Raw genomic sequence first — 25,341 nt, forward strand, 5'->3', positions numbered from 1 at the left:
AACGCAATGGAAGAATTCATACAACGCCCGATCGATGGGGTAACAATAGGTCTCGTCATTATCGTCTTGCTGCTAGTTATTCGAACGATGCTGCTGAAAAGCAAGCTGAAGAAGCTAGGACGCAGCTACGCTCAATTTATGAGTGGAACAGGTGTTGATGACCTCGATCGCGTCATTATCGAAATTAAGGATCGTCTCAGCCAGCAGGAGCAGGCGCAGCATAAGCTAAGAGAAACCGTCGAGGCAATGGGATTGCTGCTCAAGCAAAAGAGAGGCAATGTAGGCATACATCGATACAATGCATTTGCAGAACGCGGCAATGATCTCAGCTTCTCCATTGCAGTTGTTAACGATAATGAGGATGGCATGGTGCTTAGCGGGCTGCACAGCCGTGAACAGACCTTCGTATATGCCAAGCCGCTCAAAGCGGGGCAGTCGGAGTATCCGCTTACACCAGAAGAGAAGCAAGCCATCACTCTTGCGTCGCAGCAGGAGTCGACTGGTGGACGTTCTTCGCGATAGCCGTGAACAGGCTTTGTGCGATGATTTCGGACATGCGGATGACTAATTGCAAGCGGGTGTTCTGCAGGACGAAATATTCCATGAAACCGCCGACATTAACGATGCCGGTCATATGGATATCGCCGACAGGAGGAAGATCCTTGTTCACCCCTGCACCTGGACGGACAGGTCCTGAGCCTACTTGAATGCAGCCAACACTGGACACCTGCCCTAGACAAGCATCAATGCCGATAACGAACGGTTTGCGAATTTGCTTATTGATTTCGATCAGCGTATCATCTAAATTCATAGCATGAACAGGCTCATCGAGCGTGCCGAATATTTCAAAATAAGGGCTGCGGTACTTGCTCAGGTAAGTTCCAACTAGTGGGCCTAGAGCGTCACCTGTAGAGCGGTCTGTGCCGATACAGACGACGACGAGCCTTTGCTGTTCATTGGATAAGCTGCTCATGAGGTATGTCAGACGGTTGATGAGAAGGGTGTTCACATTGAGCTCTGTGTAGGGGACTTTCAAGGGCGTATCTTTCATACCTGCTAATCTCATAGAATCTCCTCCCGCAATCATGTGTTACTAGTATATGGATCGGACAACCAATTTATACTTGCACAGGCTGGAAGAGATTAAATCATGCGAAAGGAGGAGGGCATGTGCTCATTGCTTTTGATTCTACCCAGCAAGCACTCCGTGCCGAAATGCTGCTAGAATATGCGGATATCGAAATAGACATATGTCCAACTCCTAAGGAAATAACTGCTGGATGCGCGCTCTCCATTCATTTTCCTGAGGATGATTTGGGCACCGTCAAGCAAGTGATCCTGAATGAGAATGTTGAAGTGAGAGGGATATTCCGGCCATTGAATGGCGGCTACGAATTAATTGAAGAGTAATAGGAAGCTGATGCACAGGTAGTATAGAAAGAGGGGGAGAGAGCGATATGGAGCGTAAGCAATTCGAACTTGGGGATATTGTGCAGATGAAGAAGCCGCATCCGTGCGGGACGAATGAGATGGAGATCATTCGCATGGGCATGGACATTAGAATGAAATGCGTGGGATGCAAGCATAGTGTGCTTGTTCCGCGGGCAAAGTTTGAGAAGAACATGAAGAAGGTGCTTCGCTCAGCTCCTGCATCTGATGAAGGCACCAGCGAGGGCAATTGACCCGGTATTAAAAAAGCTTGCAAAGTAACAATCAGCGTGGTAAGATAATTCTTGCTGACGGAATGGAGAGGTACCCAAGAGGCCCAAGGGGGCTGACTCGAAATCAGCTAGGCGTGTCACAGCGTGCGTGGGTTCGAATCCCACCCTCTCCGCCATACATAACAATCAAGCGACTCTGTGCAGAGTCGCTTTTTTTCATGATGCGGAAGGAACATCGGAGAGATGGTTGTTCCAATTCATCTTACAGGCTTATGAGCCTTGCTCCCGTTGTGAATTGTTATGCCGGCCGGGGCAGGCCTGCTTTGTCTAACCTTGCGCGTTCAGGGGCAAAACGGGGACTGCTCATAATGAACATGAAAAAAGGGCTCTTGCGAGCCCTCTTTCGACGGTGATTGATCGATTTGTAATTAGTCGGCACTACAAGCTTCTAAAGAATCTCGGTTCACCGGTTTTGTATCCGGTGTGCGTGTGTTACAGACACTGGTCTTTGGCACATCTCCTCGCTTCTATTTATGCTGAGTGGACAGAACTACCTTGCGGTTCTTGCTCCAAATGGTTCAATGGAACCACACCTCTCTTTGCACCGTCATCAATTATAATGCTCAAGAAGCGGTTATCGTATACATCCTTCTTTACAAAATTTTAATGCAGCCGCTTCCACTTGCGATCCTTATTGGATGTAGAGGGGAAAGGTTCACCTTTCTCAAGATGAACCTTCTTGGGGTTATTGACGCCCATATGGAACGACGCTTCACCGATCTCGATATACGTTCCTCCATTCGGCGCACGGTCGCCAGGTCTGAACTCCGTCCATTCGCCCATCTTATTGCCGCCTCCTCATGACTGGATTGTTGCACACAGAGCATGCTGTGCACATCATTAGTGTGCGATGATTGCAACCCGTTCATGAACGGAAGAATGCGGAATTGGACAAGTTTATAATCATTACTTGTGGGTGAGCCCTGTTTTTGATATAGTAATATGGTATGCGAGAAATTACACTTAGTAAATGACTCGCTCCTTGCTCCCTATAGGGGGCCGTTAGTCCAAAAGGAGGTGAAACAAATGCGCAAATATGAAGTGATGTATATCATTCGTCCAGATGTGGAACAAGAGGCGCTGCAAGCACTCACTGACAAGTTCCAAGGTATCATCTCCAACGGCGGGGAAATCACAAAGCATGACGTGATCGGTAAGCGCCGCCTTGCGTATGAGATCGAAAAGTTTCGTGACGGTATTTATGTCCTCGTTCATTTCAATGCAACTTCTGAAGTTGTAGCTGAACTTGACCGCGTCATGAAAATTACGGATGAAGTTATCCGTTCTATGATCGTCAGAGACGTAGCTTAGTCTAAAACGCAAGGATGTTGATTGGAGGCGATAAACGATGTTGAACCGTGTTATTCTGATTGGCAGATTAACAAAGGACCCGGAAATGCGCTATACTCCAGCGGGAGTTGCGGTAACGCAATTTACACTGGCTGTGGATCGTCCGTTTAGCAGTGGTCAAGGCGAGAGGGAAGCTGATTTTATCCCGATCGTAACATGGCGCCAGCTTGCTGAGACATGTGCCAACTATTTGCGTAAAGGCCGCTTGACGGCGGTTGAAGGCCGTATTCAGGTGCGGAACTATGAGAACAACGAAGGCAAGCGCGTCTATGTGACGGAGATTATTGCTGACAACGTTCGTTTCTTGGAGTCCAACCGCGAAGGCGGAGCTTCACGTGAAGAGGGAGGCGGCGGCAACTACGGCGGCGGCCAAGGCAATGGAGGCGGCGGTTACAGCGGTGGCGGCTCGCAGGGCGGTGGAAGCCGATCCGGAGGCTCATCCAGGAACGACAATCGTGATCCGTTCTCTGATGACGGACGCCCGATCGACATATCGGAAGATGATTTACCATTCTAATCGAAAGGACGGATGACAATGAGCTTCAAGCAAAGAGAAGGCGGCGATGAGCGTCCAGAACGCAAATTCGGCGGTCGTAAAGGCCGTAACAAGCGCCGTAAAGTATGTTTCTTCACAGCTAACAAAATTAAACACATTGACTATAAAGATACGGACTTGCTCCGTAAATTCATCAGTGAGCGTGGAAAAATTTTGCCTCGCCGTGTAACTGGAACAAGTGCAAAATACCAACGCCTGTTGACAATCTCCATCAAGCGTTCGCGTCAAGTAGCGCTTTTGCCTTACACAACGGAATAGGTTTAAGGAAGTGCAGCCCTTGCGGGCTGCCTTTTTTATTTGCGCACGCAGAGATCTTTCTTCAGGTATGATGTGCGAGCGCTTGGTGAATATTATGCATAGCCATATGATCCATGATATAGTGAAGAAGCCGCCTCATCATGAGACGGCTTCTTCACCTGTAGTATGCATCTTAGAAACGATTCGCCTGTTGTTCGGCAATATCGCCAATGACGGGCAGCTTGAACCAACGACCTTGGTAAGCGAGCAGCATAAGTACAATCCACAGCACGAAGCCAATTGGAGTAATAAGCAGCCCGATCAGTGTCCCGATAATCGGAATAATGTTGATGACGATAGAAAAGACGAAAAGCGCTCCGAATACGATAATGGACTGCATCGCATGGAATTTAACAAAACGGCTGTTCTTCTCAACAACTAAGAATATAATTCCTGTAATAAAAGCACCTAAATAGCAGAGCAATCCGACGATCTTGGGATCCATGCCAGTCGAAGACGGATCTGGCGTCATGGATGGCGATTGCATGCAAAGTCACCCTTCCTGTTGATATTCTAGTTTAACTATATCGTATTATAGCAGAACTATACCGATTAGAGTTAAAAAATGTCATGGTTCAAAAGTCCAGATTTGTAATCATAAAATCGTTAAAGTTTTGTAACATTCCAGATCGCCAAATCGTTTAGAATGGAGAAGATTCGTTTATATAGAAAAGGGAGAATAGGAGAGTTCATTACGAGATGATAAAATCAACAAGTCGCAAGTCACGACGATGGAAATGGATAATGGGCATCATCACATTTGTCATATTGGTCGGCAGTGTCGGCTATTATAATCGGGTTGCATTAGGGATGTGGGGATTTGATATGTTCCTTGCAGGCGATGTAGAGAAGAAGCTGGAGAATTCCTACAAGCCGCTGGAAGGCCGCAATCCTCAGCAGGTTAGTTACAGGAAAGAAGCGCCATTCTCAATGCTGCTGCTCGGAGTCGATCAGCGAGACAAGGAGATCGGGCGTTCCGATACGATGATTTATACAGTAGTTCGTCCTTCGGACGGTGCCATTCTGATGATATCGATACCAAGGGACACGTACACGGAGATCGTGGGCAAGAAATCGAGAGCCGGTAATGAATTTTATGATAAAATCACTCATGCCTATGCATTTGGCGGCGCCAAGATGGCCGTAGAGACCGTGGAGAAGCTGTTCGGCCATTCCATTGACCATTACGCCTCCATTAATTTCAGCGGGTTCCGCGAGGTTATTGATGCGATGGACGGCATAGCGCTGCCGATTACGGAAGATCTGGTTAATGATGATGCTGATCATGAGAAGTTCATCGTTAAGGCAGGCCAAGACGTATACATGGGACAAGACGCGCTTAATTATGTTCGTTTCCGGGAGGATGCCGGCGGTGATACGAGCCGTACGGGCCGTCATCAGGTCTTCCTCAATGCGATCATGAACAAGGCGGCCCAGGTGGAGCAGTGGAGCAACATTCCTGATTTCATCGATATTATGGGCAAAAATTTCAGCACCGATCTGACGCCGGAGCATATGATCGATCTTGCGAAGAGTATGCTGCAAACCGACACGAGAACGATCTACAGCCATACGCTCAAAGGCAGCGGTCACCGGAAGAGCGACCATGGAGCCTGGTATTATTTTGCCGATGAAGATGACTTGACGCATGTGACAGATCTGATTGAAGCTTGGCTTGACCCGACGCTGTCGAAGGCACAGCTGCCGCTTCCAGGCGATTATGAGAAGAAGCCAAACAAGCCGGTGAAGCCGGTACAATCGTTGTCCTCTTCTTCCGCGACGAAGGCTACTTATGGCAGCAGCCGTTAGGCAGCCAAGCATCCTGGCTCACAGCTCTCTATCGCTATTCTGACCCAAGAATGAAGAAAGTGGGCGAAAATGAACGCATGAACATTGCATTTTTCTTACTACCCAAGCAGGAAGTAGTCTGTATGACCCTGGACGCAACGCTGCGTCAGACATTGGAGAGAATGGAGCATCACCGCTATACCGCTGTGCCGATCCTTGATCCGGATGGCGGGTATGCAGGGACAGTGACCGAGGGCGATCTGCTCTGGTTTATGAAGAATAATCCGAATGTAACCTTCGAGCAGACGCATAAGGTAAAGCTGTCAGATGTTCAGATGAGGCTGTCCAATCGTCCTGTACGCATTGATGCGAATATGGAGGATCTCATTCAATTGGCCAAAATGCAGAACTTCGTACCTGTCATCGATGATATGAACCGGTTTATCGGCATCGTCCGCCGGAGCGATATTATGGATTACTGCGAGAAGGTTATTGCTAATGACGCCATATCCGCTAGTAATGAAATGGTGGCGGGTTAAGGAGAAGTTTGCGCTCCAGCCGGAACAGTAGTAGGATAGGAATAACGGCTGGGAATTGTAGGCAGATGAATGCTATCGCTTCACTACTCCGTATGGCAAGCATGTCTGTATGCAATAGGAATGGAAGTGGATGTCCCTGTGAAGGGGATCCGATTCGCAATAAGCGCCGTCCTCTCCGGGGGACGGCGCTATATGTATGAGCGGCAGGAGGAACGTGGATGAACAGCAGGAATGGTGGATCAAGAAGGAAGAGCGGGAGAGGGCCGATGCGTGCTTTTATGGCGCTTGCGGCTGTGCTCGTCGTGTTATTTGCCGGCTACTTGGCTTATACGCTCTTTCAATCCGATGAGGGGGGAGCTGGCAAGGAACCAGGCTCGATTGCTGATAACGGCAAGGGGACGAACTCCAATGGACAAGCCGGCAATAACAAGGGCAATACGAATGACCCAGGTGATAAAGAAAATGGTGATCGCGATCCGGCCGCTGAGCTGGAGGCGAATGTGACGGATGAGGAGCTCGCCAAGGAATATGACATTGTCATTGCAGGCGGCAGGGTTGTCAACCCGGAGACGAAGCTGGACAAGGAAGGCTTGAACGTGGGGATCATCGACGGAACCATCGGAGTCGTGACCTCGAAGCCGCTGAAGGGCAAGCGCACAATCGATGCGACGGGACAAGTTGTATCGCCGGGCTTTATCGATAATTTGTCCTATGACCCTAATCCGCTGGGGGTATGGCAGAAGATCGGCGACGGCGTGACAGCCAATATCGCGATGCATGGAGGAACGTCGACGCCCAAGCAATGGTACAGCTATTATGAACGCAATCAAACGCCTGTTCACTTCGGGGCGTCGTTCTTCTACACGCAGGCGCGCAATCAATTCAAGCTGAGCCGCTATGCCGCAGCATCTCCGGCGCAGAGCGAGAAGCTGGTGAAGGATGCGGAGAAGGCGCTTAATGACGGCGCGCTTGGCATCTCCATCAGTCTGGAGTATGTGCCGGGAATATCAGCAGAAGAGATTATTCCGTTAATGGAGCTGGCGAACAAGTATAATGTGCCGGTCTACTTCCACGGCCGCTATTCCGATATGGAGGAGCCGGGGACGGAGCTTGAAGGCACACAGGAGTTAATTGGCTATGCGGAGAAGACAGGAGCCGCGGTACATATCGATCATATTAACAGCACGGGCGGCACGTTCACGATGACCGAAGCGCTGGCGATGATTGATGAAGCGAGGGCGAAGGGATATGACATCACAGCTTGTACATACCCGTATGATTACTGGGGAACTTATCTGAATTCGGCACGCTTCGATGAGGGCTGGCAGGAAAGATTCCGCATTTCGTATAATGATCTTCAGATCGCCGGCACGACAGAGCGCTTGAACAAGGAGAGCTTCTCCAAGTACCAGAAGCAGGGCAAGCTAGCGGTCGCTTATGCGATACCTCCGCAGGCGATCGTGGACGCATTCAAGGCGCCCTATGTCATGATTGGCAGTGACGCGATTCTGGAGCCGGGCTTTAACAACCATCCGCGCGCATCAGGCACCTTCGCGCGGACAATTGGCCTGTATGTCCGCGAGCAGGGCGTCATGTCGCTTATGGATGGCATTGCGAAGCTGAGCCTTCTTCCTGCCCAGCGGCTGGAGAAGCAGTCGCCGGCGTTGCAGAAGAAGGGCCGGATTGCCAAAGGAATGGATGCAGACATCGTCGTGTTCAATTATGAGAAGATCCGTGACCGCTCCACTGTTGAACAGCCTGACTTGATGTCTGCCGGAATCAATTATGTGCTGGTTGCGGGACAGGTTGCGCTGGACAACGGCGAGATGAACAAGAAGATTCGCCTTGGCGAGCCGCTTCGCAGCCATTTCCAGCGTGTAAGCGAGACGGCGGGAGCGCTGCAATGGGATGGCAAGAGCTATCCATTGGTGGGCTACAACAAGGAACCGTATGTCGATCTATCGGCTCTGAACGAGCATGGCTATAGTGTGTCATGGAACGATGTAACCCATACCTTCGAGGTAGCCGAGGGAACGCAATCAGCTTCGGAAGGCGATCCATCCGCAGCTCCTGCTAAAGGGGAGCTGATGCTCGAGCGTGGCTATGCAGTGAAATCTGGTGATGCGACGGTGAAGCTGCTGTCTATCGGCAAGCGTGCTTTCGTTCCGGTTGCGTTCCTAGAAACGTTAGGCTTGAAGGCGGTCAATGACGGAGATACGTGGACGATTGAAGAATAAAGCGATAGTCTCGCATGATTTTCCGGTAAGTTACAACGCATCCCCGGGACAACGATATCTATGTTGTCCGGGGTTTTGTGTTATAATGGGGAGTAAAGCTTTTCGTATATGGGATACAGCAAGCTTGGTTAGAGGTGAATGGGTTGAAAACCGACTTAAAGTCTGTTCTATGGAGCGGGGCAGCGCTGCTCTTGCTACTATCTATTGCAGTCCCGCTGCTTAATGTGCTCTCACTCGTCGTCATGATGGTCCCGGCGGTCGTTCTGTACGTACAATTGCCCCGGCGGGAATTCGCCATCCATATGGTTGCTGTCTATGGGATCGCGACACTGATACTTGGTCCCTCCGCAATTATAGTCGGTCTGTTCTTCCTGGTTCCATCTATCGTAATGGGCCACCTGTACAAGAAGACGGCTGCGGCCCGCAAAGTACTAACGGTAACGATTCTCGTTCTGTTAGGCCAGCTGCTGCTGGAGCTCATGCTGTTCGATCTGCTGCTGAATTTCAAGCTGATATCGGAAGTAAGAGTGTTCATCCAACAAGCGTTCGATTATATGAACCAAATAATGCTTAACCCTTGGAGTGCAGAGATGGTTGCTGCCAACGTGCAGTGGATTATCCAGTCGATTCCAAGGACACTGATTACGGTTGCGTTCCTGCTCGCGGTAATTACACACGCCATTGCAAGACCTCTGCTTAGGCGGTCAGGAATTTCGGTGCCGGGATTGCAGCCGGCCAGAGAATGGATGCTGCCGCGCATCGTGGTGTTCTACTATCTGATTGTGCTTGTAGCCAACCTGATGACCCCGAGCGAGGGCGATTCTTTCATGACGGTAGCGCTGCTGAACCTGGTTCCGCTTATGCAGCTCGCGTTCTCGATTCAGGCGATGGGCTTCTTCTTTTTTATTGCCCACGAGAGAGACTGGCATCATGTCGTGCCGATTATGCTGTCCGTGCTTGTGTTTATGTTCCCGCCGCTAAGCTTGATCGGCGTGTTGGATGCCGGGTTTCATATCAGAAGAGCGTTTAAGAAACCTTGACAACAGGGGCGAATGAGTAGATGCCGAAGTTTTTGATTAAACGTTGGCACGGTATGCACCATTTGTGGAGCTTCGTGCTTATGATTGTGTTCACGGTAACGCTAGCTTCATACGAATGGCTGCTCGGCCTGCTCGGTCTTGTTTTGACCGGGGCGGTCGGGGTCTATTCGGTTCTGGCTGAACGTGCATTTCGCCGTGATTTGAAGATGTATCTCGGGACATTGTCCTATCGGGTCAAGAAAGCCGGAAGAGAAGTTATAAGCGATCTTCCGTTCGGAATTATTCTTTATAACGAAGATAAGATGGTAGAGTGGCATAATGCTTTCGTGACGAACATGCTGGAGCGGGATTCCGTTGTCGGCGAGTCATTGATGGAGCTGTTCCCGACGCTCTCGCAGGCGAAGGATCGTGAAGGAACGGTTGAAGCTACGATAGGCAGTCTTGTCTATGAGCTCAGCTTCCGCTTCGATGAGCGGCTTGTGTATGTGCGGGATATTACCCAGCGCTGGCAGCTGGCCAAGCGTTATGAGGAAGAGAAGCTTGCTCTTGGCATTGTCATGATGGACAATCTGGAGGAAGTAACGCAGGGGATGGACGATCAGCAGCGCAGCACGCTGCTGTCGAAAGCAACCGCCGAAATTACGGAATGGGCCAATAAGTTCCATGTCTACTTGAAGCGGCTGAATTCGGATCGTTACCTGGTTATTACCGATCAGAAGACGCTCAAGCAGCTTGAGGTGTCACGCTTCGTTATTCTGGATGAAGTGCGCGAGATGACCACGGAGAACAAGATTCCAATGACACTCAGCATCGGCTTCGCAGCTGGCGCGGAGAGCATTGTGGAGCTTGGACAATGGGCGCAGATGAGTCTGGACATTGCTCTTGGGCGCGGCGGCGACCAAGCCGCGGTCAAGTGCGGACAGCGGCAATCGTTCTACGGCGGCAAGTCCAATGCGGTGGAGAAGCGCACCCGGGTGCGGGCGCGTGTTGTCGCGCATGCGCTGCGTGATCTCATACGCGAGAGTGACAATGTTGTTATTATGGGGCACAAGATGCCGGATATGGATGCCATCGGCGCTGCAGTCGGGGTATTGAAGGCAGCCCAGTTATTCAACAAGGAAGCCTATATCGTTCTGGAGGGCATCAATCCCGCCATTCAGAAAATGATGGAGCTGCTCAAGGAAGACGAGCGGCTTGTGAAACGGTTCGTTACACCGGATCAGGCGTTCGGACTGATCGATTCCAGCTCTCTGGTCGTTGTGGTGGATACGCATAAGGCTTCAATGGTGAAGGAGCCTAAGCTGCTCGCGCAGACGGACCGCATCGTCGTTGTGGATCATCACCGGCGCGGCGAGGAGTTCATTAACAATGCCATACTTGTCTATATGGAGCCCTACGCCTCCTCGACCTGTGAGCTTGTAACTGAGCTTCTCCAGTATATTCATGATCGTGTCATGCTGGATGTCAGGGAATCAACCGCTCTGCTTGCCGGCATTACGATGGATACGAAGAGCTTCTCGCTCCGCACGGGCTCACGCACGTTCGAGGCGGCATCCTTCCTGCGCCGGAACGGGGCTGATTCGATGATGATTCAGCGCATGCTGAAGGAAGATCTGGCGGAGTACATCAAGAAAGCAGAGATGATCAAGCACGCAGAGATCGTACATGAGCATATCGCGATTGCAGTTACGGAGCCGGGGCGTCAGTATTCCCAGCTGCTCATCGCGCAATCTGCGGATACGCTGCTTAATATGACCGACGTGCTGGCTTCATTCGTTATTGGAGAGCGCCAGGATGGCTTGATCGGCATAAGCGCCCGTTCGCTTGGGCACATGAATGTCCAGGTTGTCATGGAACGAATGGGCGGAGGCGGACATCTGACCAATGCTGCCTCGCAGATGGAAGGTACGGTCACAGAAGTCGCTCAGCGCCTCAAGAAGGTGCTGCAGGATATTGAAGAGGAAGAGGGGTTATTCGAATGAAGGTAATTTTTCTGAAAGATGTGAAGGGTCAAGGCAAGAAGGGCGATGTGAAGGAACTGTCCGAGGGTTATGTGCGGAACTTCCTGCTGCCGCAAGGACTGGCAAAGCTGGCGTCAGACGGTAACCTCAAGACGCTGGAAGTACAGAATGCGGCTGAACAGAAGAAGAAGGATAAAGAAAAGGATGACGCTGGGGCGCTTGCAGCAAAGGTGGAGGCTTTAACCGTAGTCGTGAAGACGAAAGCTGGCGAAGGCGGCCGCTTGTTCGGCGCTATAACATCCAAACAAATTGCCGAGGCGCTTGAAGCGCAAGGCATTCGTGTTGATAAACGGAAGATTGAGCTGGAGGAGCCGATCCGCACGCTTGGCATTACACAGGTGGCAGTGAAGCTGCATCCGCAAGTGAAGGCGACGCTTAAAGTACAGGCAGCAGAGGAATAATCGCAAGCAAAGGAGTTCTACTAGCCGATGAGCAATGAGCTGATGTTTGACCGTGTCCCCCCGCAAAATGTCGAGGCTGAACAGGCGGTGCTTGGCGCCGTTCTATTGCAAGCCGAAGCGCTGATTACGTCGATGGAGCGGCTTCGCAGCGAGGATTTCTACGACCCGTCTCATCAGTTGATCTACGAGGCGATGGTTGAACTAGGCGAGGCGAATCAGCCGATCGACCTGATTACGCTTACCGCCCATCTGCAGGATCAGCAGCAGCTCGAGGAGATTGGCGGCGTCAGCTATCTGACGAAGCTGGCCAATGCGGTTCCGACTGCTGCGAATATCGATTATTACGCTCAGATCGTTGAAGAGAAATCGATGCTGCGCCGATTGATCCGGACAGCTACGAATATCGTATCGGACGGTTATGCGGCCGCCGATGATGTCGGCATTATGCTGAGTGAAGCAGAGAAGCGCATTCTGGAAATTTCCAATCGCCGTTCCAGCAGCGGATTCATCTCGATCCGGGATGTGCTGATGGACGTGTTCGAGCGGGTGGAGCATCTCTATACGAATAAGGGCGGAACGACAGGCATTCCATCCGGGTTTATCGATCTGGATAAGATGACGTCGGGCTTTCAGCGCAATGATCTTATTATTGTTGCTGCTCGTCCTTCTGTAGGTAAGACGGCTTTTGCACTGAATATCGCGCAGAACGTCGGGGTGCGTTCCCGCGAGACTGTAGCGATATTCAGCCTGGAGATGTCCGCAGCGCAGCTGGTGCAGCGGATGATCTGCGCAGAGTCGAATGTAGACGCGGGGCGGATGCGAACGGGATATCTGGAAGGCGATGATTGGGAGAAGCTGACTATGGCAATTGGCTCGCTCTCGGAAGCGCAGATTTATATTGATGATACGCCGGGCATTACAGTCGCTGATATCCGCGCCAAGTGCCGGAGGCTGAAGAAGGAACGCGGTCTTGGCATGATTCTGATTGACTACCTGCAGCTTATTCAGGGCCGCGGGAAGGCAGGAGAGAATCGCCAGCAGGAGGTATCGGAGATCTCGCGTACGCTCAAGCAGATTGCGCGTGAGCTGGAAGTGCCGGTTATCGCCCTGTCGCAGCTTAGCCGGGGTGTTGAGCAGCGGCAGGATAAGCGCCCGATGATGTCTGACCTTCGGGAATCAGGATCAATTGAGCAAGATGCTGATATTGTAGCGTTCCTCTATCGGGATGATTACTACGACAAGGAAACCGAGAAGAAGAACATCATCGAGATTATTATCGCGAAACAGCGTAATGGTCCAGTAGGTACGGTAGAGCTGGTGTTTCTTAAAAATTTCAATAAATTTGTGAGCTTAGACCGTTCGCATCAGGAACCGGGGCAAGCATCCTGACCTGCTGTATAAGGCTGGGGCACAAGACATTTCCGAACAATCATATGGGCAACCGTGTGATTGTTCGTTTTTGAATTGACTTTGAGAGATCGGACTGCTACACTAATAGTGCTGCCTGCGACTGGCAGTGATTTTCGTGCGCGAAAAGCATGTAATGGGGGTATAGCCATGTCAACGGTAGTTGTTGTCGGAACGCAATGGGGAGACGAAGGTAAAGGTAAGATTACCGACTTTCTGGCAGAGGGTGCGGATGTCGTTGCCCGTTATCAGGGAGGAAACAACGCAGGTCACACGATCCTCATTGGCAACAAGAAATACAAGCTTACGATGATTCCATCGGGAATTTTCAACCAAGACAAAGTTTGCGTCATTGGCAACGGAATGGTCATTAATCCGTCTGCTCTAATTGATGAAATCAATTATATACATGAGAACGGCTTCTCTACGGATAACCTGAGAATCAGCGATCGCGCGCATATCATTATGCCGTATCATCTGGTGCTGGACGGACTTGAGGAAGAGCGCAAGGGCGACAACAAGATTGGAACGACTCGCAAAGGGATCGGCCCTTGCTACATGGATAAGGCAGCTCGTAACGGCATTCGTATTGCAGACTTGATGGATGCAGCAGAGTTCGAGGATCGGCTGCGCCGCCTTGTCGTGGAGAAGAACCAGGTTATTGAGCAAGTATACGGCGGAGAGCCGCTTGATGTGGAGACGATTCTGCGTGAGTATCTCGGCTTCGCTGAAATTCTGCGTCCTTATGTGACAGATACGTCTGTCGTATTGAACGATGCGATTGACGACGGCAAGCGGATTCTGTTCGAAGGCGCACAAGGCGTCATGCTGGATATCGATCAAGGCACCTACCCGTTCGTTACATCGTCCAACCCGTCAGCAGGCGGTGTATGTATCGGTTCAGGCGTAGGCCCATCGAAGATTCAACAGGTTATTGGCGTTGCCAAAGCCTACACAACACGCGTTGGAGACGGCCCGTTCCCGACGGAGCTGAACAATGAGACCGGCGACTGGATTCGCGAGCGCGGTCATGAGTACGGAACGGTAACGGGGCGTCCTCGCCGTGTCGGCTGGTTCGACAGCGTCGTTGTCCGCCATGCCCGTCGTGTCAGCGGCATCACAGGACTGTCGCTTAATTCGCTTGATGTGCTCTCCGGTCTTGAGACCGTCAAGATCTGCACAGGCTACAAGTTGAATGGCGAGATTATTGAGCACTACCCAGCCAGCTTGAAGCTGATCTCGCAGTGTGAGGCTGTGTACGAGGAGCTGCCGGGCTGGAGCGAGGACATTACGAATGTGAAGACGCTGGATGAGCTGCCGGTCAATACGCGCCGCTATGTGGAGCGTGTATCCGAGCTGACAGGCATTCCGATCTCCATCTTCTCTGTCGGCCGCAACCGTGAGCAGACGAATCAAGTAAGAGCGATCTACGAATAATCTAATTTTGAATAAAACTATGAGGCGGTTGTTTCCTGCATGAGACAGGAGGCGGCCGCTTTTTGCTGTTGTTGTGTGGATAGATTATGCTTTCTTGCCACATCTATGAATGGTTCCGCTGCCCGCTGCCCATAATAGGAAGTAGGGGATGGGTTATATTAGCAGATTCTGTGCCGGTCGAGCTGCAACATGGGGACGGCAAAGACTGCATGCGGAGGTGCCGTGTATGTGGAGAATGGCGGGGTGGCTGGCGAAGACGGTGGCAGCGGGACTTATTATCAGCTTCTTGTCGATATGGACAACAGGCTATATTGTGAATAGCTATGTAGAAACGCTATTAAAGCAGTTCAATATACCGCTGGAGCAAAAACCGTTTGCACTAAGCAGTGTATGGGGCGGATTGTGGGGAGCGGACCCCGTGCTGAAATCAGATGCGGATTCACAAGCGGACAGAGGGAGAACGGGAACAGGTGCAGGCAAGGAAGATACTCCGCTTGCGGTTGATGCTTATAGCAATCGCTCCTCAGGTGCGCTGACGGATATCGGCGGCGGAGCGGGTCCTAAGGGCAACAGCGCGGCAGCCCCTGGCGCAAGTGGCGGGAATGCGGAGGCGTCGGCAGGTGTGGGCGGCGGGGACACGGGGTCAGCGGGCATGGATGAGGGGGACGCGGGCTCACCAGCAGGTACGAATGAGGAGAATGCAGGAGCGTTAGCAGGTACGAATGGCGGAGAAAATGGGGCCGAGGCAGGGGAAGCACTGCGGGAAGGTGTCGCCATAACGACGGAGGAATTGAACGAAACGAAGAGTGGCATGAGCGAAGAGGATAAGGAGCTCATGTTCAATGTGATGATGAAAAAGCTGCCGCAGGAAGCGTGGCAATATATTTCCGGACTTATGGAAGGCGGCCTGACGACGGACGAATTGACCGAGGTCCAGCAGCTGATTGCACAGCATTTGGACAGGGATGAATATGACCAAATGATGAAGATCATGAAGAAATATTAACGCGCAAAAAATGAGGTAAAGTTGAATTAAACATTTTGCTTGTGTTAAAGTAGTATAGTCGTAGCCAAACAATGGAGAAATTTCGTTGTCGGATTGGGGCAAATCCATGAATTAGAACGCGAAGAGGAGACGATCATGACCGTTTTTAAGGAAAAGGGTCGGATTCGAAAGGTATGGAGCACATTCCTGCAAACTTTTCGGCGCGTCCGATCACAGCACGATCAAGACAGCTTAGAACAACAGAGCAGTATGGGCAAGGTGAAGAGATTAAACCGCAAGAAGCCTTTGATTCTTGCTGGGGGAGCACTTGCTATACTCGCGATAGTCGGATTCAGCGGAAGCCAATACGTTAAAACACACACAGTCGATTACTATGAAGTATATATGAATGGCAAGCTGGTCGGCGGAGTCAGCTCACAGGAGCAAGTAGAGCAGCTCGTTAGTCGCAAGCAAGAGGAAGTAAAAGCAGCCAACCCGAATGTGAATATGGTTCTGGATGCCGGAGAGATCACCTATCAGCTTAAAAGCGCTTACAAGGCGAAGCCGGAAAATGAGGCCACGCTGGCAGCGCTTGAGAAACAATTCACATCCCATGCAACAGGGGTCGAGCTTAAAGTGAATGGCAAGCTGATCGGTGTAGTGAAGGATCAGAAGACTGCGGATGCCGTTCTGAAGCGGGTACAGTCCAAATACTCGCCGCAGCCTGCAGCCCCGAAGAAGGTGGAAGTAACGGCGCTCGCTTACAAGAGTGCAGCACCTAAATCGGACAAGCCTACGACAACAGTAAGATCGGTTAAATTCGTTGAGGATGTCAGCATGGATGCGGCGGAAGTACAGCCTTCAGACATTGCTACTCCGGATCAGGTCTATCTGACGCTCGTGAAGGGCACGACGAAAGAGACCAAGTATACGGTGCAGGAAGGCGACTGCATCGGCTGCATCGCCCAGAAATTCGATATTTCGCCGCAATTGATCTATGAGCGGAATAAGTGGATCAAGGATGATGAGATTAAAGTTGGCGAAGTGCTGGATCTGACGGTGCTGAAGCCACAGGTTACAGTTGAGACGATCGAGAATGTGACCGAGATTGAAACGATAGAGCCTACGGTACAGATTCAGAAGAACGCCAATATGCGCGCCGGGCAATCGAAGGTCATTCGTGAAGGCCAGAGCGGGAAGAAGCGCGTCACCTATAAGCTCGTGAAGCAGAACGGTTATCTCATGAGTGAAGAGTTTGTTAGTGAGGAAGTATTGGAATCCTCTGTATCGTCGATCATAATGAAGGGTACAAAGGTTGTTCTTGGTGAAGGTACAGGGAAGTTCTCTTGGCCTGTAATGGGCGCCCGGCTGACAAGCACCTTCGGGAAGCGATGGGGCCGTCAGCACAAGGGCATCGACTTGGTTGGCAATAAGAACATTCTGGCAGCAGATAACGGCGTGATCGAATTCGCGGGAACGAAGAACGGATTAGGCCGTTGTATCATTATTAACCACAAGAATGGATTTAAAACCACTTACGGGCACTTAAGCAAGATTAATGTGAAATCAGGGCAGACCGTAGAACGCGGCGAGCGGATCGGTATTATGGGCAATACCGGCCATTCCTTCGGCACGCATTTGCATTTTGAGATTCACAAGGACGGCGCTATTAAGAATCCGATGAAGTATCTATAATGCAGGAGGAAGCATCGCCTTGGCTTGAATCGCCAGGGTGATGCTTTTTTGCACAGAACAGGAGAGGCGGCGGCCCAAATCGTCCCTCTTATGTGCGAACTTTCATTGGGTAGATGGACGAAACCTATGGTAGAATGGTAGAAGGTTGTGCACAAGCGGGCTTGGCATGGCATATGGCCTTCGGGTCTTGTGCGGATTGTAAGCAGAAGCGATGGGCGGTGATGGCATGCACGGTAAAATTCTGGTTGTTGATGATGAACAGCCGATTGCGGATATTCTAAAGTTTAATTTGGAGAAGGAAGGCTATCAGGTTATTTGTGCTTTCGATGGCGGCGAGGCGGTGAGGCTTGCTTTCGAGGAGAACCCGGACTTGATTCTGCTTGATCTGATGCTGCCGGTGAAGGATGGCATGGATGTATGCCGCGAGGTACGGAGCCGTCTGCAGACGCCGATTATTATGCTGACTGCCAAGGATACGGAGCTGGACAAGGTGCTGGGACTGGAGCTTGGCGCCGATGATTATGTGACCAAGCCGTTCAGCACACGCGAGCTGCTGGCCCGTGTGAAGGCGCATCTGCGCCGGCAGAAGGCAGAGGCGCCTTCCGCGCCCGACTCCGCAATGAACGGCGGAGCGTCCGCCTCAGGCGGAAACAGCGCGGACAAGCAGGGGCTGGCGATCTTCAATCTTTTCATTGATACGGATATGTATGTTGTGTATAAGGATGATGCGCCGCTTGATCTGACGCATCGGGAGTACGAGCTGGTCTATTATCTTGCGCGCAACAGCGGCAAGGTGATGACGCGCGAGCATTTGCTGCAGGCGGTGTGGGGGTTCGAATATTTTGGCGATGTGCGGACTGTAGATGTTACGATTCGCCGTCTGCGCGAGAAGATCGAGGATGATCCCAGCAGGCCGGAGTATATTCTTACTCGCCGCGGTCTCGGCTACTTGATGCGCAATCCCAAATCCGGGGGCTTCGGCTACGGATGAACGGCATACGGTTCTTCCGCTCCATCCAGTTCAAGCTGATCATTATATACGTTCTCCTTATTCTCATCGGCATGCAGCTGATTGGCGTCTATTTCATCAGCACGATGAAGACGTCTCTGACGACATCGTTCACGAATAATATGAATGAGCAGGCGAATCTGCTCTCCAAGATTACAGCCCAGACACTGTCGAAGAAGCCGGAGACGATGGGTGCTGAAGGCGAGCAGATGACGGAAGAGTTCCTGAGCATGCTTGCGCGGGGGCTGTTCACGATTAATGAAGCCGAGGTGCAGGTGCTGGATGCCAGCGGCAAGGTGCTGGCAACCTCACTGGAGTCTCAGCAGTCGAATGTCGGGAAGAAGAATACGTCGCTGGCCGTTAGCCGTGCCCTTCAGGGGATACGGGATAATGAGGAAGAGGTTATCGACGAGAACAATAACCGGAAGAAGATTATTGCGAAGCCGGTCTACTATGGGGTGAAGATTGTCGGGGCGGTGTATCTGGTCGCTTCGATGAACGAGCTGTACCAGACGGTGGATCGGATTAACCGGATCTTCATGTCCGGGATGCTCATTGCACTCGGTCTGACCGGTGTGCTCGGCATTCTGCTGTCCCATACGATCACGAACCCGATCAAAGGGCTGACCCGCCAAGCAGCTGCTGTTGCCGAAGGACACTTCGACCAGCAGGTGCCCGTGCTTGGCGATGATGAGATCGGACAGCTCAGCGAGGTGTTCAATGACATGACGATGCGTCTGCGCGATGCGCTGTCGGCGAACGAGGAGGAGAAGGAGAAGATCTCCTCTATACTTGCTAATATGAGTGATGGTGTTGTTGCCGCTGATGAACACGGCATGGTCATTATTACGAACCGTCGCGCTTGTGAGATGCTGCGTGAGAACGATTGCGAGGGTCTTAGGCTGACAGAGCTGTTCAGTATGGATGAAGGACAGCTGTCGTCGCTGATGAAGGGCCGTGAGAAGGTTGCGGTCATCTATCATACGCAATCCGATGGCGAGGAGGAGGAGCTGATGCGTGTGACGCTGACGCCCATCCATCGCCGGGATAAAGGGATTTCCGGTACAATCGCGGTGCTCCAGGATGTCACGGAGCAGGAGCGCCTTGAGCAATCGCGGCGCGAGTTCGTAGCGAATGTGTCGCATGAGCTGCGCACGCCGCTTACGACGATCAAGAGCTACGCTGAAGCGCTTGATGACGGGGCCATGGTGGAGCAGGAGCTTGGACAGCGGTTCGTGGGCGTAATCCGGAATGAGACGGAGCGGATGATTCGTCTCGTAACGGATCTCTTGCATCTGTCCAGGCTGGATTCCAAACAGTCGCCGCTGCGGCGCCAGGCGATGAATGTGCCGGAGATGCTGGAGGAGGTTGCCGACAGGTTCTCCTTCCAGCTGCGAAAGAAATCCATACGTGCGACGGTTCGTGTTGAGGACGGAATTGAAACGATATGGCTGGATCGTGACCAGATCGATCAGGTATTGGACAATCTGGTGTCCAATGCGATCAAGTATACGCTTGATGGCGGCCGGATTGAGATTGCGGCATGCAGGCCGGACCTGACCTCCATCGCGATTAGCGTGAAGGACACAGGGATCGGCATTCCGAAGAAGGATCTGAGCCGGATATTCGACCGGTTCTATCGGGTTGATAAGGCCAGATCGCGCAATATGGGCGGAACAGGGCTTGGCCTCTCCATTGCCCGGGAAATTGTCAAGGCGCACGGCGGCTCCATTGCTCTAGACTCCGAGCTGAATGAAGGCACGACAGTAACCGTCACATTGCCTGCACTGCAAAGCGGAGGTGAGCCGTCGTGATGGAGAGGGTTAAAACCGGAGTACTCATTGTTCTTGTCGTATTGAGTTTAATGCAGAGCTATCTGCTCGCATACAGCATGCCGGGGCTTGGCGCTACGCTATCGACTCCGCAGGATTATGTGAACACGGCGCTGATGGGCGCGGAGGAGAAGGTGGAGAATCTTATTTTCCCCGAGGATCTCGTCCTGCACATGGGTGAAGGGAAGCATACATTGCTGTATCCGGCAATGAATTTCTATGACAGAATCTATGAACGGATTCGCGGGCGGGAATTCAAAGGGTTCCAGCGCAGCTCTATTCGTGCAGTGGATTGGAAAGAGGTGCGTGACCGGGATCAAGGCGTAGAGCTGAGATTCGGGCGCGGTGTTCCTGTCGAGCTGCTGAGCAAGGTGATTAAGCTGGAGGGGGATTTGCTCTTCTTAAGCGATGTCATCGACCGGATCTGGATTTTCAATAAGCGGGAGAGCAATGAGGTCAGAACGTTCTTCTTCAGTGCGGACAGCAGTACGGTGTATGAGTCCGTGCGTGCTGACTTGACTGCACAGGATATTGAAACATACGTCGGGTTCGGAGAGTTCCAGACGTTGTATACACCGCTTGAGGACGAGCTGTATATTCCGCAGGGGCCTCTTCAATCGGTGGAAGCTGTTGTCGGTTACAAATCTTACTCAGCCGAGCAGATGCAGGGCAATTTGTTCTTTGATCCTGCTGTGACGCGGGCGATCAGCAACCGGAGCGGGTCTCAGATCTATACGGACGGCAAACGCGGTCTGCAGGTGGATCAGAACGGCAAGTGGATCAGCTATACGGATCCTGTGGCAAGGCAGGAGCTTGAGGATAATATCGGGGACAATGTCTATGCTTCGATTGCATTCATCAACCAGCATGGCGGCTGGGATGGCATGCACAGGTTTATCTACCCGGGGCCTATGGACAGCTCGCAGACGCAAATCATCCGATATCAGCAATACTACGGCAATTACCCGATCGTGCCGAAGGAGCCGTTCCTGTACGGAGATATGAGGCTTCGCTTGCAGCAGGGAGCGGTATCGGAGTACGAGCGTTCGCTCTTGACGCTTCAGAGCAAGGCTGAGACGAAGGCTGTAAAGTGGCTGCCTGGCGGTGAAATGCTGGAGAAGGCATTAGCCAGCTATATTCGCCGCGGGGAGACGACGGCACTGTATCCGGCTTTGATCGCGGTACATCTGGAGGACAACCGGATTCGATTCCAGCCGGCATGGGTGGTACGATTGACGGACGGCTCACAGGAGATGCTGCTGCCGGCATTGGCTGGCTCTGAGAAGCCAATGCCCGGGGAGCCGGGCGGAGGACCGATTGTGAATCCGGACAAGAAGGATAATGGAGCGTCTGCAGAGACCTTCGAGGAAGTGGGAGCTAACGGGGCTGCCCTGCCCAAATCTGTGAGTACAGGCGGCAGCAAGGCTGCGGTTACTGTCGGCGATGGCGGCGAGGAGCCGCTATTGGATTAATATGGAGCAGGCTATGCAGATTGCGAAAGCTGGATAGCGTTTAAAGCATGGTATACCGTGTAATGGTGCGGAGGTGGTGAACGGATGGATTGGGGCAGGGCGAAGAACGTTCTTATACTCGCATTCTTGCTGCTGAATGTGGTGCTTGGTTACCAGCTCTGGTCCAATATCCGGGAAGGGCTGAGCACCAGCGCGGAAGCGGATGATCTGTCGCCTGAGACGCTGCGCATCATGGAAGAGAAGGGGATTAGGCTCGCTGATAATATCTATATTCCAGCGGAAACCCCGGAGCTTCAGGATCTGACCTACCGGTTGAAAACGAAGCTGGGCGATAATGAGCGGCATGTGCTGAAGCAGCCTGTTGAGGGCAAGATCATTTTTAACGAGAAGCAGTTGATTGAAGGTCTCGGAGCGGTTATTCCGGACATCGATCAGTATGTGTACGACGGCACGACGAGTGATGACAAGAAGTTCGTCTTCTACCGGATGGAGCAGCTTCGTCCGATGTTCGATGTGAAGCTGGAGCTGTACTATGAGGATCAGAAAATCATTGCGTACCGGCAGGATGTGATCGAGCTTGTCCCTTCGGACAAGGCGATTGAGAATCCGGTCTTGTCCGCAACGATCGCGATGGCGCCGCTTATCGAGAAGTTTCTGGCGCCCGGCGCTGTCATTAAAGAGATCAAGCTAGGCTATCACGGACAGACTTTCGCGAAGTCGGATACGCAGGTATCTGCACCGTCTTGGCGCGTGCTGCTGGAGGATGGCAATGTATATTATATTCATGCTGTTAGTGGGGAAGTTGTAACGGAGGAAGAATTGGTTTCGTAATGCCGTCAGAGCGGCGGCAATGGGAGCAGGGGAAAAGGCAGGTTAGACGGGACATGGGACTACGGTTTACTGTACTGGCCAGCGGCTCCACGGGGAACGCAACGATCGTGCAGAGTGATGACGCGACGGTGCTTGTGGATGCGGGTTTAAGCGCCAAGAAGCTAGAGGAGCTCATGCGGGAGCGCGGTGTAGCAGGACATCATGTGGATGCCATTGTTGTCACGCATGAGCATTCCGATCATATTAAAGGTTTGGGTGCGTTCGCACGCAAATTCAATCTTCCGATCTATGCCAATGAGCAGACATGGGGGGCCTTGGAGCGCCATGTCGGGCAAATTGCTGCAGAGAAGCGGGTAATTATGGAGACCGGCGAGACGGTGAATTTCGGCTCGATGCAGACGACCTCGTATGCGATCTCGCATGATGCCGCCGAGCCGGTCGGCTATGTGTTTCATGATGATGGTGTAAAGCTTAGCCTGGCGACTGATCTTGGATATGTCAGCGATAAGGTGCAGCGGATGATCGAGGATTCGGATGTGCTCGTTCTGGAGTCGAACCATGATGTGGAGCTGCTGCGAATGGGCAGATATCCGTGGAACATCAAAAGGCGTATTCTGAGCGATATCGGGCATCTGTCCAATGAAGCGGCGGGTGAAGCGTTGTGCCAGCTGCTGACGGATCGGACGAAGCGGGTCTATCTTGCGCATTTGAGCCTGGATCATAATCAGATGGATCTGGCCAAGCTGACGGTTAATAATATTTTGGAGAGCAATGGGCACTTTTTCCGAAAGGATGAGTATCCTTTAAGAGAGACCTATCATGACCGGCCTACGCCATGGGATGAAGTGATGAAGCGATAAGGCTGTCCAGTTCGAGATCGAGTGTGGCAGCTTTAACCTCCAGTTCATCGCGGGTGAACAGACCTTTGTCGATTAACAGCTCGGTAACGGCACTTACGGTAAGCAGGATGCGGTAATGATCCTCTTTGAGGTCTGCTAGTTTGGCTGCGAGATTGACTCCATCCATTGCGGTTGAGAGCTTGCGTGGCATGTTTTATCGCTCCTTCTTCTATTTTAATGGGTTCTATTAACTATTGTAGACGTTTCTTCCGATATCATTCCTAGAGCGTATAAAAAACATTCTTGATGCCCGCGGCATCGAGAGGAGCGATTATAGATGAGCTTATTCGACGATGATTTCTACTCGACGCGTGTCTCCCGGAAGGCTGTCCGGTCTTCGGAGCGGGAGGGGAAATCGTTCTCATTCGGCAAGCCGCGACGTGACGGCAGCTGGTCCAACGTCCGCATAGCTTTGACCTCGTCGCTTGTAAGCGCGGTGGCGGCGGTGACGGTGTTCGGGTTATCTGTCGGCTTCGGCGGCGGTGGCAGCGTGCAGAAGGTGAATCCTGCTGTAGCTACGGTGCAGACAGGCGATCCGCTTGAACGGACTATTCAGGCCGCTGAGAAGGTAAGACCTGCGGTCGTTAGTATCATTAATGAGCAGGCCCTCTCTTCCATGGGAGCAGGGGCTGATGATTTGGACGAATATGGTGATGAAGGCATGGGGCTGGAGGAGGCGTCGCTTGGCTCGGGCGTTATTTTCCAGAAGGAGAAGGGCAAGGCTTATATTATTACGAATAACCACGTTGTGGAGGACGCGGCAGCCGTGAAGGCGGTGCTGAGCAACGGCGAAATTCGTGAAGCGAGCGTTGTCGGTAAGGATAGCATTACGGATCTGGCGGTACTGGAGATCGATTCCAAGGGAATTGATGTCGTGGCCGAAATCGGAGATTCCAACGGTCTGCGCGCCGGTCAATGGGTCATGGCAATCGGCAACCCGCTTGGACTTAGCGATTCGCTGACGATGGGCATTGTGAGCAAGACGCATCGGATTATTCCGGTGTCGCTCAGCCAGGATGGCGTGTTCGACTGGGAGCAGGAAGTGATCCAGATTGACGCTTCTATTAATCAGGGCAACAGCGGCGGCCCGCTCATCGATCTGAATGGCAAGGTTGTGGGCATTAATAGTATGAAGGTTGCGGATTTCGGCGTGGAAGGCGTCGGGTTCGCGATTCCTTCGAAGTATGCGATGCCAATCGTGGAAAGTCTGATGGAGTTCGGCAAGGTGACCCGTCCTTATCTGGGCGTGTATACGATGGATTTGGAGCAGTATTGGGCACAGCAGGCCAATCAGACGGATGCAGAGAATTCGGGCTTGGATGATGAGGATTGGTTAGAGGATGGCGAGGCTGCGGGCGACGGTGATGGCACGGAGCTGCCGCCGATTGAGCTGAAGCTGCCCAAGGATGTGCGCGATGGTGTTATCGTGCTTGAAGCAGTCGGTCCTGCGAAGGATGCGGGTCTGGCGTTTAATGATGTTATTGTGAAGCTCGACAAGCAGCCGATCAGCAGTACGATGGAGCTGCGCAAATATCTCTACGCCAAGAAGAAAATCGGCGACAAGATTGAAGTGACGCTGTATCGCGATGGCGAGAAGCAGACGCTTCAGCTGGAGCTGGGCGAAAAGGCGGAGGAGTAGGCTTCGATGATACGGATCAGTTCCTTGCGGTCGTTGGTGCGGCTGCCGGGAAGCTGGTCCTTTCATGTGTGCGGGCCGGGCTTGTCCTGTACTATACGGCAAGGTGATCTCGCACGACTAAGAGCGGGCGGTTTGGTCGATGATGAATAATACATAGCACAGAAGAGAATACGGGGGACAACTAG

The 25,341-nt window shown here is 52.1% G+C and carries 27 protein-coding genes and 1 tRNA gene; 24 read left to right on the forward strand and 4 right to left on the reverse strand.

The window, feature by feature from the left end; all coding sequences use genetic code 11:
- Window positions 1–6 precede the first annotated feature (6 nt).
- On the forward strand, window positions 7–522 hold the full coding sequence (locus K0T92_RS12870; RefSeq protein ID WP_219872888.1) for a DUF4446 family protein: 516 nt from the start codon (window positions 7–9) through the stop codon (window positions 520–522).
- Here the strand turns inward: K0T92_RS12870 and yyaC are convergent.
- Window positions 473–1,066: a spore protease YyaC gene (gene yyaC, locus K0T92_RS12875; protein WP_219872889.1), complete on the reverse strand. Its 594-nt coding sequence runs from the start codon at window positions 1,064–1,066 to the stop codon at window positions 473–475. The two genes, K0T92_RS12870 and yyaC, sit on opposite strands and share 50 nt — an antisense overlap.
- Before the next feature lie 104 nt (window positions 1,067–1,170).
- Between yyaC and K0T92_RS12880 the strand changes: the two genes are divergently transcribed.
- The 3 genes from K0T92_RS12880 to K0T92_RS12890 all read left to right on the forward strand — a co-directional run bounded on the left by K0T92_RS12880 (window position 1,171) and on the right by K0T92_RS12890 (window position 1,837).
- Window positions 1,171–1,410 carry a putative Se/S carrier protein gene (locus K0T92_RS12880; RefSeq protein WP_219872890.1) on the forward strand — a complete coding sequence of 80 codons (240 nt, stop codon included), beginning with the start codon at window positions 1,171–1,173 and terminating at the stop codon, window positions 1,408–1,410.
- A gap of 47 nt (window positions 1,411–1,457) precedes the next feature.
- Complete coding sequence (locus K0T92_RS12885) at window positions 1,458–1,682, forward strand: DUF951 domain-containing protein (RefSeq protein WP_219872891.1); 225 nt, start codon at window positions 1,458–1,460, stop codon at window positions 1,680–1,682.
- A 64-nt stretch (window positions 1,683–1,746) separates the two neighbouring features.
- Window positions 1,747–1,837 (forward strand) — tRNA-Ser (locus K0T92_RS12890).
- A gap of 487 nt (window positions 1,838–2,324) precedes the next feature.
- Here the strand turns inward: K0T92_RS12890 and K0T92_RS12895 are convergent.
- The gene (locus K0T92_RS12895) at window positions 2,325–2,504 is read right to left on the reverse strand and encodes a YjzC family protein (RefSeq protein ID WP_219872892.1); all 180 of its coding nucleotides are present in this window, start codon (window positions 2,502–2,504) and stop codon (window positions 2,325–2,327) included.
- A gap of 243 nt (window positions 2,505–2,747) precedes the next feature.
- Here K0T92_RS12895 and rpsF point away from each other — a divergent pair, with 243 nt between their 5' ends.
- From rpsF to rpsR, 3 genes are read left to right on the forward strand one after another with little or no spacing between them, the layout of a single operon-like run.
- Complete coding sequence (gene rpsF, locus K0T92_RS12900; RefSeq protein ID WP_219872893.1) at window positions 2,748–3,032, forward strand: 30S ribosomal protein S6; 285 nt, start codon at window positions 2,748–2,750, stop codon at window positions 3,030–3,032.
- 37 nt (window positions 3,033–3,069) lie between these two features.
- Window positions 3,070–3,588, forward strand: coding sequence for a single-stranded DNA-binding protein (gene ssb / locus K0T92_RS12905; protein WP_219872894.1), 519 nt, complete (start codon window positions 3,070–3,072; stop codon window positions 3,586–3,588).
- An 18-nt stretch (window positions 3,589–3,606) separates the two neighbouring features.
- Window positions 3,607–3,885 carry a 30S ribosomal protein S18 gene (gene rpsR, locus K0T92_RS12910; RefSeq protein WP_219872895.1) on the forward strand — a complete coding sequence of 93 codons (279 nt, stop codon included), beginning with the start codon at window positions 3,607–3,609 and terminating at the stop codon, window positions 3,883–3,885.
- Between the two features lie 172 nt (window positions 3,886–4,057).
- Here the strand turns inward: rpsR and K0T92_RS12915 are convergent, their stop codons facing one another.
- Window positions 4,058–4,411: a DUF4870 domain-containing protein gene (locus tag K0T92_RS12915; RefSeq protein ID WP_219872896.1), complete on the reverse strand. Its 354-nt coding sequence runs from the start codon at window positions 4,409–4,411 to the stop codon at window positions 4,058–4,060.
- 212 nt (window positions 4,412–4,623) lie between these two features.
- On the opposite strand from K0T92_RS12915, the gene K0T92_RS12920 reads away from it, so the two are divergent.
- The 15 genes from K0T92_RS12920 to K0T92_RS12990 all read left to right on the forward strand — a co-directional run bounded on the left by K0T92_RS12920 (window position 4,624) and on the right by K0T92_RS12990 (window position 23,478).
- The gene (locus K0T92_RS12920; RefSeq protein ID WP_219872897.1) at window positions 4,624–5,733 is read left to right on the forward strand and encodes an LCP family protein; all 1,110 of its coding nucleotides are present in this window, start codon (window positions 4,624–4,626) and stop codon (window positions 5,731–5,733) included.
- Window positions 5,734–5,810: 77 nt separating this feature from the next.
- Window positions 5,811–6,251 carry a CBS domain-containing protein gene (locus tag K0T92_RS12925; protein ID WP_219872898.1) on the forward strand — a complete coding sequence of 147 codons (441 nt, stop codon included), beginning with the start codon at window positions 5,811–5,813 and terminating at the stop codon, window positions 6,249–6,251.
- A 218-nt stretch (window positions 6,252–6,469) separates the two neighbouring features.
- The gene (locus K0T92_RS12930) at window positions 6,470–8,488 is read left to right on the forward strand and encodes an amidohydrolase family protein (RefSeq protein ID WP_246628132.1); all 2,019 of its coding nucleotides are present in this window, start codon (window positions 6,470–6,472) and stop codon (window positions 8,486–8,488) included.
- A gap of 143 nt (window positions 8,489–8,631) precedes the next feature.
- Window positions 8,632–9,528 carry a DUF2232 domain-containing protein gene (locus K0T92_RS12935; protein WP_219872899.1) on the forward strand — a complete coding sequence of 299 codons (897 nt, stop codon included), beginning with the start codon at window positions 8,632–8,634 and terminating at the stop codon, window positions 9,526–9,528.
- 20 nt (window positions 9,529–9,548) lie between these two features.
- Entirely contained in the window at window positions 9,549–11,510 is a 1,962-nt protein-coding gene (locus K0T92_RS12940) for a DHH family phosphoesterase (RefSeq protein WP_219872900.1), read from the forward strand.
- Window positions 11,507–11,950, forward strand: a complete 444-nt coding sequence (rplI, locus tag K0T92_RS12945; protein ID WP_219872901.1) for a 50S ribosomal protein L9 — start codon at window positions 11,507–11,509, stop codon at window positions 11,948–11,950. The genes K0T92_RS12940 and rplI overlap by 4 nt, the downstream gene beginning before the upstream one ends.
- A gap of 27 nt (window positions 11,951–11,977) precedes the next feature.
- Window positions 11,978–13,339 (forward strand): replicative DNA helicase, encoded by a 1,362-nt coding sequence (gene dnaB, locus K0T92_RS12950; RefSeq protein WP_219872902.1) that lies wholly within the window; start codon window positions 11,978–11,980, stop codon window positions 13,337–13,339.
- A gap of 168 nt (window positions 13,340–13,507) precedes the next feature.
- Window positions 13,508–14,794, forward strand: a complete 1,287-nt coding sequence (locus K0T92_RS12955) for an adenylosuccinate synthase (RefSeq protein WP_219872903.1) — start codon at window positions 13,508–13,510, stop codon at window positions 14,792–14,794.
- Between the two features lie 226 nt (window positions 14,795–15,020).
- Complete coding sequence (locus K0T92_RS12960; protein ID WP_219872904.1) at window positions 15,021–15,800, forward strand: hypothetical protein; 780 nt, start codon at window positions 15,021–15,023, stop codon at window positions 15,798–15,800.
- A 249-nt stretch (window positions 15,801–16,049) separates the two neighbouring features.
- Window positions 16,050–17,474, forward strand: a complete 1,425-nt coding sequence (locus tag K0T92_RS12965) for a peptidoglycan DD-metalloendopeptidase family protein (protein WP_246628143.1) — start codon at window positions 16,050–16,052, stop codon at window positions 17,472–17,474.
- A gap of 226 nt (window positions 17,475–17,700) precedes the next feature.
- Complete coding sequence (gene yycF / locus K0T92_RS12970; RefSeq protein ID WP_219872906.1) at window positions 17,701–18,465, forward strand: response regulator YycF; 765 nt, start codon at window positions 17,701–17,703, stop codon at window positions 18,463–18,465.
- Window positions 18,462–20,297, forward strand: a complete 1,836-nt coding sequence (walK, locus tag K0T92_RS12975) for a cell wall metabolism sensor histidine kinase WalK (RefSeq protein WP_219872907.1) — start codon at window positions 18,462–18,464, stop codon at window positions 20,295–20,297. The genes yycF and walK overlap by 4 nt, the downstream gene beginning before the upstream one ends.
- On the forward strand, window positions 20,297–21,787 hold the full coding sequence (locus K0T92_RS12980; protein ID WP_219872908.1) for a YycH family regulatory protein: 1,491 nt from the start codon (window positions 20,297–20,299) through the stop codon (window positions 21,785–21,787). Before walK ends, K0T92_RS12980 begins: the two co-directional genes overlap by 1 nt.
- 84 nt (window positions 21,788–21,871) lie before the next feature.
- Window positions 21,872–22,618 carry a two-component system regulatory protein YycI gene (gene yycI / locus K0T92_RS12985; protein WP_219872909.1) on the forward strand — a complete coding sequence of 249 codons (747 nt, stop codon included), beginning with the start codon at window positions 21,872–21,874 and terminating at the stop codon, window positions 22,616–22,618.
- A gap of 53 nt (window positions 22,619–22,671) precedes the next feature.
- Window positions 22,672–23,478, forward strand: a complete 807-nt coding sequence (locus K0T92_RS12990) for an MBL fold metallo-hydrolase (protein ID WP_219872910.1) — start codon at window positions 22,672–22,674, stop codon at window positions 23,476–23,478.
- Here K0T92_RS12990 and K0T92_RS12995 read toward each other — a convergent pair.
- Window positions 23,447–23,668, reverse strand: coding sequence for a hypothetical protein (locus K0T92_RS12995; RefSeq protein WP_219872911.1), 222 nt, complete (start codon window positions 23,666–23,668; stop codon window positions 23,447–23,449). The genes K0T92_RS12990 and K0T92_RS12995 overlap by 32 nt on opposite strands.
- 126 nt (window positions 23,669–23,794) lie before the next feature.
- Here K0T92_RS12995 and K0T92_RS13000 point away from each other — a divergent pair, with 126 nt between their 5' ends.
- Complete coding sequence (locus K0T92_RS13000) at window positions 23,795–25,156, forward strand: S1C family serine protease (protein ID WP_219872912.1); 1,362 nt, start codon at window positions 23,795–23,797, stop codon at window positions 25,154–25,156.
- 6 nt (window positions 25,157–25,162) lie between these two features.
- Window positions 25,163–25,306 carry a hypothetical protein gene (locus K0T92_RS13005; protein ID WP_219872913.1) on the forward strand — a complete coding sequence of 48 codons (144 nt, stop codon included), beginning with the start codon at window positions 25,163–25,165 and terminating at the stop codon, window positions 25,304–25,306.
- The last annotated feature ends 35 nt before the right edge of the window (window positions 25,307–25,341 follow it).

The sequence above is a fragment of the Paenibacillus oenotherae genome (genome assembly GCF_019443105.1).
Taxonomy (GTDB): domain Bacteria; phylum Bacillota; class Bacilli; order Paenibacillales; family Paenibacillaceae; genus Paenibacillus_Z; species Paenibacillus_Z oenotherae.

Bases quoted from the DNA above. Each gene is read 5' to 3' on its own strand.
- K0T92_RS12870 (WP_219872888.1), top strand. From the start codon at position 7: ATGGAAGAATTCATACAACGCCCGATCGATGGGGTAACAATAGGTCTC.
- yyaC (WP_219872889.1), bottom strand. From the start codon at position 1,066: ATGAGATTAGCAGGTATGAAAGATACGCCCTTGAAAGTCCCCTACACA.
- K0T92_RS12885 (WP_219872891.1), top strand. From the start codon at position 1,458: ATGGAGCGTAAGCAATTCGAACTTGGGGATATTGTGCAGATGAAGAAG.
- K0T92_RS12895 (WP_219872892.1), bottom strand. From the start codon at position 2,504: ATGGGCGAATGGACGGAGTTCAGACCTGGCGACCGTGCGCCGAATGGA.
- rpsF (WP_219872893.1), top strand. From the start codon at position 2,748: ATGCGCAAATATGAAGTGATGTATATCATTCGTCCAGATGTGGAACAA.
- ssb (WP_219872894.1), top strand. From the start codon at position 3,070: ATGTTGAACCGTGTTATTCTGATTGGCAGATTAACAAAGGACCCGGAA.
- rpsR (WP_219872895.1), top strand. From the start codon at position 3,607: ATGAGCTTCAAGCAAAGAGAAGGCGGCGATGAGCGTCCAGAACGCAAA.
- K0T92_RS12915 (WP_219872896.1), bottom strand. From the start codon at position 4,411: ATGCAATCGCCATCCATGACGCCAGATCCGTCTTCGACTGGCATGGAT.
- K0T92_RS12920 (WP_219872897.1), top strand. From the start codon at position 4,624: ATGATAAAATCAACAAGTCGCAAGTCACGACGATGGAAATGGATAATG.
- K0T92_RS12925 (WP_219872898.1), top strand. From the start codon at position 5,811: ATGAACATTGCATTTTTCTTACTACCCAAGCAGGAAGTAGTCTGTATG.
- K0T92_RS12930 (WP_246628132.1), top strand. From the start codon at position 6,470: ATGAACAGCAGGAATGGTGGATCAAGAAGGAAGAGCGGGAGAGGGCCG.
- K0T92_RS12940 (WP_219872900.1), top strand. From the start codon at position 9,549: ATGCCGAAGTTTTTGATTAAACGTTGGCACGGTATGCACCATTTGTGG.
- rplI (WP_219872901.1), top strand. From the start codon at position 11,507: ATGAAGGTAATTTTTCTGAAAGATGTGAAGGGTCAAGGCAAGAAGGGC.
- dnaB (WP_219872902.1), top strand. From the start codon at position 11,978: ATGAGCAATGAGCTGATGTTTGACCGTGTCCCCCCGCAAAATGTCGAG.
- K0T92_RS12955 (WP_219872903.1), top strand. From the start codon at position 13,508: ATGTCAACGGTAGTTGTTGTCGGAACGCAATGGGGAGACGAAGGTAAA.
- K0T92_RS12960 (WP_219872904.1), top strand. From the start codon at position 15,021: ATGTGGAGAATGGCGGGGTGGCTGGCGAAGACGGTGGCAGCGGGACTT.
- K0T92_RS12965 (WP_246628143.1), top strand. From the start codon at position 16,050: ATGGGCAAGGTGAAGAGATTAAACCGCAAGAAGCCTTTGATTCTTGCT.
- yycF (WP_219872906.1), top strand. From the start codon at position 17,701: ATGCACGGTAAAATTCTGGTTGTTGATGATGAACAGCCGATTGCGGAT.
- walK (WP_219872907.1), top strand. From the start codon at position 18,462: ATGAACGGCATACGGTTCTTCCGCTCCATCCAGTTCAAGCTGATCATT.
- K0T92_RS12980 (WP_219872908.1), top strand. From the start codon at position 20,297: ATGGAGAGGGTTAAAACCGGAGTACTCATTGTTCTTGTCGTATTGAGT.
- yycI (WP_219872909.1), top strand. From the start codon at position 21,872: ATGGATTGGGGCAGGGCGAAGAACGTTCTTATACTCGCATTCTTGCTG.
- K0T92_RS12990 (WP_219872910.1), top strand. From the start codon at position 22,672: ATGGGACTACGGTTTACTGTACTGGCCAGCGGCTCCACGGGGAACGCA.
- K0T92_RS12995 (WP_219872911.1), bottom strand. From the start codon at position 23,668: ATGCCACGCAAGCTCTCAACCGCAATGGATGGAGTCAATCTCGCAGCC.
- K0T92_RS13000 (WP_219872912.1), top strand. From the start codon at position 23,795: ATGAGCTTATTCGACGATGATTTCTACTCGACGCGTGTCTCCCGGAAG.
- K0T92_RS13005 (WP_219872913.1), top strand. From the start codon at position 25,163: ATGATACGGATCAGTTCCTTGCGGTCGTTGGTGCGGCTGCCGGGAAGC.